The 9,613-nt window shown below is 51.4% G+C and carries 8 protein-coding genes and 2 pseudogenes; 6 read left to right on the forward strand and 4 right to left on the reverse strand.

Translation table 11 applies throughout. The features are described from left to right. Positions 1–111 (reverse strand): annotated as a pseudogene (locus tag PMI23_RS30300) (DUF6124 family protein); the annotation flags it as partial. Positions 112–540: 429 nt separating this feature from the next. On the opposite strand from PMI23_RS30300, the gene PMI23_RS17120 reads away from it, so the two are divergent. Next, positions 541–1,773, forward strand: a complete 1,233-nt coding sequence (locus PMI23_RS17120; RefSeq protein ID WP_238539538.1) for a RelA/SpoT domain-containing protein — start codon at positions 541–543, stop codon at positions 1,771–1,773. 28 nt (positions 1,774–1,801) lie between these two features. Here the strand turns inward: PMI23_RS17120 and PMI23_RS30035 are convergent. Further along, positions 1,802–2,069: pseudogene (locus tag PMI23_RS30035) on the reverse strand (phage portal protein); the annotation flags it as partial. A gap of 76 nt (positions 2,070–2,145) precedes the next feature. Next, on the reverse strand, positions 2,146–2,907 hold the full coding sequence (locus tag PMI23_RS17125; protein WP_007915516.1) for a hypothetical protein: 762 nt from the start codon (positions 2,905–2,907) through the stop codon (positions 2,146–2,148). 242 nt (positions 2,908–3,149) lie between these two features. Here PMI23_RS17125 and dusA point away from each other — a divergent pair, with 242 nt between their 5' ends. Beyond that, the gene (gene dusA / locus PMI23_RS17130; RefSeq protein ID WP_007915514.1) at positions 3,150–4,136 is read left to right on the forward strand and encodes a tRNA dihydrouridine(20/20a) synthase DusA; all 987 of its coding nucleotides are present in this window, start codon (positions 3,150–3,152) and stop codon (positions 4,134–4,136) included. 75 nt (positions 4,137–4,211) lie between these two features. Beyond that, positions 4,212–4,583, forward strand: coding sequence for a DUF2388 domain-containing protein (locus PMI23_RS17135; protein WP_007950003.1), 372 nt, complete (start codon positions 4,212–4,214; stop codon positions 4,581–4,583). On the opposite strand, the gene PMI23_RS17140 is transcribed toward PMI23_RS17135, so the two are convergent. Then, a complete protein-coding gene (locus PMI23_RS17140) occupies positions 4,584–5,417 on the reverse strand; it encodes an undecaprenyl-diphosphate phosphatase (protein WP_007915510.1) in 834 nt (277 codons plus the stop codon). Positions 5,418–6,003: 586 nt separating this feature from the next. Here PMI23_RS17140 and PMI23_RS17145 point away from each other — a divergent pair. From PMI23_RS17145 to PMI23_RS17155, 3 genes are all read left to right on the forward strand, one after another. Further along, positions 6,004–6,744, forward strand: coding sequence for a winged helix-turn-helix domain-containing protein (locus PMI23_RS17145; RefSeq protein ID WP_007915508.1), 741 nt, complete (start codon positions 6,004–6,006; stop codon positions 6,742–6,744). A 279-nt stretch (positions 6,745–7,023) separates the two neighbouring features. Beyond that, positions 7,024–7,656, forward strand: a complete 633-nt coding sequence (locus PMI23_RS17150; RefSeq protein ID WP_007915505.1) for a winged helix-turn-helix domain-containing protein — start codon at positions 7,024–7,026, stop codon at positions 7,654–7,656. A 391-nt stretch (positions 7,657–8,047) separates the two neighbouring features. Next, positions 8,048–9,442 (forward strand): undecaprenyl-phosphate glucose phosphotransferase, encoded by a 1,395-nt coding sequence (locus tag PMI23_RS17155; RefSeq protein WP_007950006.1) that lies wholly within the window; start codon positions 8,048–8,050, stop codon positions 9,440–9,442. The last annotated feature ends 171 nt before the right edge of the window (positions 9,443–9,613 follow it).

Raw genomic sequence — 9,613 nt, forward strand, 5'->3', positions numbered from 1 at the left:
GAGGTAGTGATCGAGCGCGCGCTCGGCGGCTTCGTGGAGTTTTTTCGGGTTGAGGGAATCGTAGGGGGATGCGGGATCGGTTTCTGGTGGGTTGGGCGTTACTTTGAACATAGATGGAACCTCTAGCGCGATTACTAAAAGAAGCCATCACCCACGCTACCAAACGATGGGTGGCGGCCATACGCGGGTTGGTAGACCGGTCGCACTAGAACCCGGCGCCCACGAATGGGCCCCACGCATGACCACCATGAAATTCGAGCCCTTGGAAAGCGACTGAAATTGGTGATGCGATGCATCTAGACGCTACCAAACCCGATCACTGGTTTTTAGTGATGTGGCGACGATAGAACGTGCGTGCTAGACGTACAAGCCGGGGGATTCTGTCTTAGGTGTAGGGGGAGGCGCAAGCTGGTGTAGGGCATGGATGGTGACGCTGATACGTTTTTAAACAAACGCAGAATTATTGAAAGATTTACGTAGGTAATTTGAAAAATTGAGCCAGTTCCGGGTAAATAGATCCGTCCCCGTTTCTAACATTCAATGAGTTTGTCGGAAACTCACAAATTCTTTGCTCATTCGCAATCCCCTTGCCCCAATGAACCTTTGGCTGCTGATGGCTTTTATTCGTTTTTTAGATTACAAATTGCTGATGCGCGTGCGCACCACAGCAAGACGACCGATCAAAGAAAGGATTTCGAAATGGCTGGAGAAGCGATTTATCCCGGGGGATCAAGAAAGCGCGTAAGCAGAGCGGGCGACAACGTGCGCATTGATGCCGCGAGCAAGGAAGACTTGGACACTATTGAAGAGTGGCGAGCGGCACACAGGGGCGTTTTAAACACCTTCCAAGCTATTCTAAGAACTCGCACAAAATACACTGACATTATCGTTGCTCAACGACACAAGCGTAAAAATACTATTTTTAACAAGCTTCGACGTCTCCCGGGAATGAAACTAGCTCGAATGGACGATGTGGCTGGCTGTCGACTGATATTTCAAAGCCTAAAAGAGCTCTATGATTTCCGAGAAAAATTCCACAAAGCGCGATTCAAACACAAAAGACGAAATGACGAAGAGAAGTACCATTATATAAACAATCCGAAAGACACTGGTTATAGGGGAATCCATGACGTCTATGAATACGATGTAAATTCGATAGCAGGTCAGAACCTTGCAGGTTTGTATATTGAGATTCAATATCGGACGCTGGTTCAGCATGCTTGGGCGACAGCAATCGAGGTAATTGGATTTATTACCGAAAGCCAACCAAAATTCAAACAAGGCGATCGTAGATACGAACAAGCTATGGCCTTGGCTAGTGAAATTCTGGCCAGAGCACATGAGGGGCTAAAGGGACCATACCCCGAAATTACCGACAGGGAGCTACTTGAGCGTTTTCTGGTATTAGACAAAGAGCTCTCGCTACTTCAAACTCTACGCGGCCTTAATGAGGCGAAGGGCGAAATATCCGACAAACGGAACACCATTTTAATATTCTCCGAATCTGGAGAGCTTGAAGTAAAGAGTTACCGTGACGCGCCAGATGCTTTACGCGCGCTATTCGACTTAGAGAAGCAGATGCCAAACAAGGACATCGTATTGGTACGAGCGGACTCAAGTGAAGAAGTTAGATTGGCATTTCGAAACTACTTCTCAGATGCCCGAGAGTTCATTCGCCTGCTAGATGATGCATGTGACAAATTAGGTCGGGTACCCAACGATCACCCAGCTGACATCGCAAACTTCTTGGCAATGTATGAGGATGGTGAATAATCACCAGAACACCAAAACGGGGAGTTTATTACTCCCCCAAATTTCCGTATATTTTAAATCGAATAACTTCCGCTCCAATCCAATCACTCAGGTGCAACATCCGCATTTGAATCGCTCAAGCTCATTGGCAGCATAGATCCATGCTGCCTCCCGAATCGGACAAAAACCCGCCAGCGTTCTGCGGAACGGTGGCCATTAACTGCGGTGGAATGCGCAAACTGCGCCGACATATCCTGCGTCTAATTCTTTATCGAGTTGAATACATCCTTCGCTGCTACCTCGCTCACGGGAACAACGAAAAAGGGTACGGATTTATATATCAGTCAAAAACAATAAAAATAAGTCAGTCATCTTTTCGGGGTACATCCACGACTACCCTCCGAGGGCTCTTCGATATTCAGGACTAGCTGCCAATATTTGATACAACTGAATATACATAACATTAACACCAAACTCAGACTCTAGAGAGCGACGCCTTATCTCTGCATCCATTGGAAACTCCCTAGCGATGATAACTGCCGATACGACTCGATCGGACGATTCTGAAATCTTGGAAACAGACGAAACAACTTTTCGAATCTCGGAGCTTGAAATTACGCCGGCCTTGGACTGCACATACAAAACCTCTTCAGTGGAAGTAGCTACCACATCGACCTTTGCAGCATCTAAGTGCGAATCAGCAATCTCTGATTGAAAACCTAGCTTTTCAAAATAACTACATATTGCATGCTCTGTCAGTTTCCCCTTTGCAGCCTGCTGCCGACCTATCACTTTAGATATAGTTTTGTGAATCTCATTCAAATCACCACGAGTGGCCTTCTGATAAGACCTTTCCTCCTCACCAATTACATCCGAATAATAACCAACCTCCTCCCCTAGATAAACAGAAACAATAAAATCCTCCCTTTCATAATTTACCAATTCATCATCGATCTTAGATACTATCCATCCCAAAACCTCTGAACTCAACTCTCTTTCAATTATTAAAGTACCATGAGCAACGCGCCTCTCAAAATGCAGCTCAAGAAACCCTAATCGATCTTTAGAGTCACTTCCATTTTCGCGAAGCCACACCACATAACTTTCACTTGCCTCTGTCCGCGCAAGCCTTGTATATGTAAACTCGAAATCCATTTACACCCACCATTATAAAACGCTGAAAGAAAACCAACCCTATGGACATCCTTACCCACACAGGGAAGGTACGCATTCATATCACGACGATAATTATATGCCTATACACTGAAATAATTTTATTGCTTTGACATCGCCTCTTAGGGCCTCTGGCCAAAAACCTTCTAGAGAGTCAGTAATTCTCCTTCCGCCAATCCTGTTAAACTCCCCACCTCCCAGCCACACCCAGCCCAGAACCGCCAATGTCCCCTATCACCGCCCCACTCTCCCGCCGCTTCTCCGTCGCCCCGATGATGGATTGGACTGACCGCCATTGCCGTTTCTTCCTACGCCTCCTATCGAAGAACGCCCTGCTCTATACCGAAATGGTCACCACCGGCGCGCTCCTAAACGGCGATCACGAACGTTTCCTCCGTCACAACGAAGCCGAGCATCCTCTCGCGTTGCAGTTAGGCGGTAGCGTTCCGTTGGATCTGGCTGCCTGCGCCCGCATGGCTCAAGACCACGGTTACGACGAGGTCAACCTGAACGTCGGCTGCCCAAGCGATCGTGTGCAGAACAACATGATCGGCGCCTGCCTGATGGGTCACCCGCAACTGGTGGCGGATTGTGTGAAGGCAATGCAAGACGCGGTGTCGATTCCGGTGACGGTAAAGCACCGCATCGGCATCAACGGTCGGGACAGTTACGCAGAGCTATGCGATTTCGTCGGTACCGTTCGCGATGCCGGGTGCACCAGTTTTACCGTGCATGCGCGGATTGCGATTCTGGAGGGTTTGTCGCCGAAGGAGAATCGTGACATTCCGCCGTTGCGTTATGACGTGGCGGCGCAGCTGAAGGCGGATTTTCCGGAGTTGGAGATTGTGCTGAATGGCGGGATCAAGACGATGGAGGCTTGCCTTGAGCATTTGCAGACGTTTGATGGTGTGATGTTGGGGCGTGAGGCTTATCACAATCCGTATTTGCTGGCGGAGGTGGATCAGCAGTTGTTTGGCAGTTCGGCGCCGGTGATCAGTCGGGCTGAGGCGTTGGCGCAGTTGCGTCCTTATATAGCCGAGCATTTGCTGGCCGGTGGGGCGATGCATCACATCACGCGGCATGTGCTGGGCCTGGGCACGGGGTTCCCGGGGGCGCGGAAATTCCGTCAGTTGTTGTCGGTGGATATTCACAAGGCCAAGGATCCATTGGCGTTGCTGGATCAGGCGGCTGAGTTGCTTGAAGGTCGTTGATTGATGGTTTGAGTGTGCGGGCAATGCATGAGCGTTGCCCGGTGTTTTGTTGTACTGACAGGATGTCTTTTGTTTATGCCCGCGTTTACTTTTTCTGCTTTCAAGCGTTTCAGCCTCCTCGCCTTATTCAGCTTCACTTCCGACGTTTATGCGCACTGCGATGGCTTTTGCATGGGCCGTACTGATACGCCGTGGGAGGTGACGCAGTTTTCCGGCTTCACCTTGGTGTCTTTAATCCTCGCACCTATTTCGACTAGCCAGGAAACGACCGACAGTCACAAGCGTGTTTACTCTGCCGAGGAGCAAGAAGACGCGCGACTCTATCTGGCCAGCGACGGCATGCTGCAGGCCGCGTATTTCACCTCGGCCTTGCAGCGCTACCGCCAGGAGTCGCCGGATTCGGCGTTAAACGATCTCGCCATTGCGGCGTTGATCAGCGCTCAGTGATCAGGCGGCCGCTGCGGCGGTCCAGTTGACCCAGCCAAACAGCCACGTTGCCAGAATCAACAAACCAAACGCGATCCGGTACCAAGCGAACGCGGCATAACTGTGGTTGGCAATAAATTTGAGCAAGCCACGCACGGCGATCATGGCGAAGATGAACGCGGTGACGAAGCCGAGGGCGAAGACTGGCAGGTCGTTGGGCTGGAACAGGTCGCGGTATTTGTAGCCGGAGTACACGGCGGCGCCGACCATGGTGGGCATGGCGAGGAAGAACGAAAACTCGGTAGCGGCTTTGCGCGACAGGCCGAAGAGCAGGCCGCCGATGATGGTCGAGCCGGAGCGCGAGGTGCCGGGAATCATCGCCAGGCATTGTACGAATCCGACTTTCAGTGCGTGAGACCAGCGCATGTCGTCGACGTGTTCGACGCTGATCACATGGCTGCGCTGTTCGGCCCACAGCATGATGATGCCGCCGACAACCAGGGCCACGGCGACGGTGATCGGGTTGAACAGGTATTCGTGGATGGCGTCGGCGAACAACACGCCCAAGACCACGGCGGGCAGAAAGGCGATGAGCAAGTTGAGGGTAAAGCGTCGGGCATTACGTTCAGTGGGCAAGCCTTTGACGATTTCGAAGATCTTCGGTCGAAACTCCCAGACGACAGCAAGAATGGCACCCAGTTGAATAATGATGTTGAAGGCCATAGCGCGTTCGCCGCCGAATTCCAGCAAGTCGGCGACGATGATCTGGTGGCCGGTACTCGAGATCGGCAAGAACTCGGTCAGGCCTTCTACCGCACCTAATATCAACACCTGGAAAAGGGTCCAGAAATCCATTAATCCTCCGTCAGAGCGCTCTTGGCGAGCGACCGGGTAATAACACTCAGGGGTTGAGTATCTGAAGTTACACAATTGGCGTATATGAAGATCAAAAGATCGCAGCCTTCGGCAGCTCCTACAGGGGAATGCATTTCAAATTTAGGAACTGCCGAAGGTTCGGGCCGCGATCGGACGATCTTTTGATCTTGAAGAATAGGTCTTATGAATTGCCACACTCAAGCCATGTTAATAATCGTCGGCTGACGAACTACGCAGAAAATATTTAGGCCTTTTTGCAGAAAAAAGTTGCTCTGACAATAAAGTGTGATCAATATCACATTATCCAAAGATGGCCAGACAGTGGCAGATGGACATAGACAAAGCCATCGCAATAAGCTCAAAATAGTGGCACCATTGCATATCGCCACCATCTAAGCAGTAGTTCACCCTTCCGAGAAAATCAACTAAAAGCTTGAAAAGCTTAATTATTGTTAGAAAACTCGGGAGCCACGTCTAAAAATCGCGTGAATGTTACCAATTGTCAGTCACAGATGAGAACCGGTGCTTTAACATCCCGATGTCAGCACTTAATTCGAGTCAATGCATGATGCTCTCAGCGAACTTAGCGACTAGAAGCCCGCGCCCGACAAACGACGAACCTGGTGTTCTTACTCTGGGTCGTACCCGTGGCGTGGCTGAACATTTCAAAGCGCTAGTCGCCCAGCATATACGTACCGATATGGCGCTCGAAGCCAATGCGTACACTAGTGCATATCAGTTGAATGAACAGTCTGGTTCGTATCGAGCGATCTTCCTGATTATCGACAGCCCACAGGCCCTCGAAGACAATCTGGCGCTGGTCGAGAACCTGCGCAGCGACAACTTGAAACCGATCATTTGCGCGGTCATCACCGGTCGCGGCGCCTTCAACAAGATCAAATATTATCTGGCTGGCGCGGATGTTTGTATCAAGCTCAATACCCTTTCCGAGGATGGCGCCGAGTTGCTGGGCGAGTTCTTCAACAGTGAAGAATGGCAACGCGATATCGATCTGACGCTTGATCCGACCCGTATCTGCCTGATGGGCACCAGCAAGAAACTCGACATCTCGTTTGCCGAAATGAAGATCCTCGAAGCCTTCGCGCAAACCAGCAATCACATTCTGAGCCATGATGAAATCGCCAGCATCATGGGCCTCAACGCCAATTTCTACGACCCTCGAGCACTGGAAAAATCAATCAGTCGCTTGCGTGGAAAAATCAAGGACATGTATGGTACAAACGCGATTCAGAGCATTCGCGGCTATGGCTATCGCCTGCTGCGGGGTCTGATATCGACTGCCTGACTCTCGGGCAGCCATCCCATTTGCATACGTACGAAGGATCGTCTAATGCAACCATATAGCTCCCGTTCTGCTTCACGCCTGCTTGAAATCAAGCAATTGAATGAGCGCGACAACACGACCCATAACAATAAAACTCCATAACATAGCAGCAGATCGAGTGGAATTTATCGAGGGCCAATCTTGGGCCCAGACCCTGCCTATCGATTACTTCCGAGGAAGTCATTGCTCGCCTGCCGATTTATCTTTTAGCCAATTTTGGTATGTATTCAGGAGAGAGACATGGAAACTAGTACAACCCTCCCAAGGAAATATTTTGTTGTCGTGACTCACAGTACAACGTCGCAACGCGAACTGGAGAGCATGCTGTCCAGCGAACGTTTCAATTCGTTTGAAGGGGTGGATTCGCCCTCTTCCGCTCCAATGGTGATGGAGTTCACATATCCAGACATCAGTCGAAAAAATGCCCCGCGCAGTATCGAACACGATACTCAGCGAATATTGGCCACGCTCGAGTCCGAATGGCGCGCAGCGCAATCGGCTAATCCTTTCCAGAATGTCCCGGCCATTACCGGGGAAACCCGCAACATGCCACCTGCCGTTGAAGGTGATATGCCCGGCAATGAAACCTGGCATCTCGACCCTGATCAGGGTGCACTGGTCAAAGAAGGTGTCGAAATCAGCCTGACTGGCCTGGAAACAGCACTGGTCAGGAAAATGCTCACCCATGAAGAGCGTGTTGTCAGTCGTGACGAGCTGATTCTCAGCATCGGCCGAGAGCCGGAACAATATCGCGGCCTGGAGATGTGCCTGAGTCGCCTGCAAGACAAGTTCAAAAGCGCCAGTCATGGCGAACGACTGTTTCGTGCCGTCAGAAACCGCGGTTATTGCCTGATTCAGGAAATCGTCGCGTAACCTCGCAAGACCTCCACGAACAGAACAAACAGAAAAAAGTGCGATTACAAAAACAACAAGAGCACTCTGTTTGATTTCATCTTCCTCCTTGATTTGAACACTCCCTGCCTCCACCCTCCAACAGTAACAAATACAACATCATTTATTCACCCCCTCCTCTGCGACCTTTTCTAACACTCTTATATTTAATTATTAAAAAGTTGGCACTGTGCCATCTTGTTAGAACTCGTCAGACACCATTCCCGGCAATAACTTAGTCTATTGACTGACGACAGTTCGGCATATCGATGTTGTTACCTCAGGACACTCGTTAGAACAAAAACAATAAGTCTGCATAACAACTCGGTTTTCAACTGTTGAAACCTGAATGGACGTCTTTTGGGGATACCGTATGGATCTTTCTCTAAGTATCAATCGAAGCACAGGCCTCAAGGGACTGACCTTTTGGGGCCAATGGGCGCTGGCACAGGGCTTTGTGGTGACGCTGTTGTTCATACTCGCTGAGCAGCACACCGGGACGGTCGCGTTTTACTACCGGATGTGTGCAACGCTGGCGGTACTGGCGTCGGTGCCGGCTTATACGTTTAGCGGTGTGTATCGCAAGCGTGACAATTACCTGACCGGTCTCGGTCGACTGTTTATGGGTTGGTCGATGACCATGGCGGCGCTGGCGTGCATCGCCTTTGTCTGCCAGGCCGATGAGCTGTTTTCGCGGCAGGTGATTCTGAGCTGGGCGGTGTATGGCTTCCTTGGTCAGGCGTTTCTGTACGCTCCGCTGCATGCGTTTTCCAAGTACTACCAGCGTTCGCGTAAAAGCGAACACAAGACGCTGATCGTCGGTACCGGCGAACTGGCGTTGGGTCTGGCGAAGAAGCTCAGCCAACTGGAAAATCTGCCGCTGGTAGGTTTGGTCAGCAACGGCGATGTGTCTGCGCTGGGTTCGGATGCACCGCGCGTGGTTGGCGATCAGGAGCAACTGCTGGAGCTGATCGAGGCGCATGACATTCGCCGCTTGTATATCACCCTGCCGCTGTGTGAAGCCGCGAAAATCGAGGCGATTTATGGTGACTTGTTGGGCGCCAACGTCGACGTGGTGTGGGTGCCGGACTTGAACAGTCTGACCCTGCTGAATCACTCGGTGAAGGTCGTGGACGGCTTGCCGGCGATCTACTTGAACGAGAGCCCGTTGACCAGCCGCCCTACCGCTGCTTTGAGCAAGAGCCTGGTCGAGAAAACCGTGGCGTTTCTGGCGATCATCGCGCTGAGTCCGATTCTGCTGATCATTGCGTTGGCGGTGAAGATCAACTCGCCCGGCCCGGTGTTTTTCAAGCAGGATCGTCATGGCTGGAACGGCAAGGTGATCAAGGTCTGGAAGTTCCGCTCGATGCGTGTTCACGATGACCGTGATGTGAAGCAGGCCAGCCGTAATGACTCGCGCATTACCGCAGTCGGCCGCTTTATTCGCCGCACTTCGCTGGATGAACTGCCGCAACTGTTCAACGTGCTGCAAGGGCACATGGCTCTGGTCGGCCCACGCCCGCATGCCGTCGCGCACAACAACTACTACTCGGGGAAAATCCTCGCGTACATGGCGCGTCACCGGATTAAACCGGGGATCACCGGCCTGGCCCAGATCAGCGGCTGCCGCGGTGAGACGGACACCATCGACAAGATGCAGAAGCGTGTCGAGATTGACCTGCAGTACATCAACAGCTGGTCGTTGTGGCTGGACCTGAAGATCCTGGTGAAGACGCCGTTTACGTTGTTGTCGAAGGATATTTACTGAGGTTTGAAGCTGTATACCGCAAGGGGACGAAAGTCCCCTTTTTTGTGCCTGGGATTTGGGGATGGAATCGGATCTTGGATGGATGCAAAAACTGTGGGAGTGAGCCTGCTCGCGATGGCGGTGGGTCAGGCAATGATGATGCTGACTGTGCCGACGCCTTCGCGAGCAGGC

The sequence above is a fragment of the Pseudomonas sp. GM24 genome (assembly GCF_000282235.1).
Classification (GTDB): domain Bacteria; phylum Pseudomonadota; class Gammaproteobacteria; order Pseudomonadales; family Pseudomonadaceae; genus Aquipseudomonas.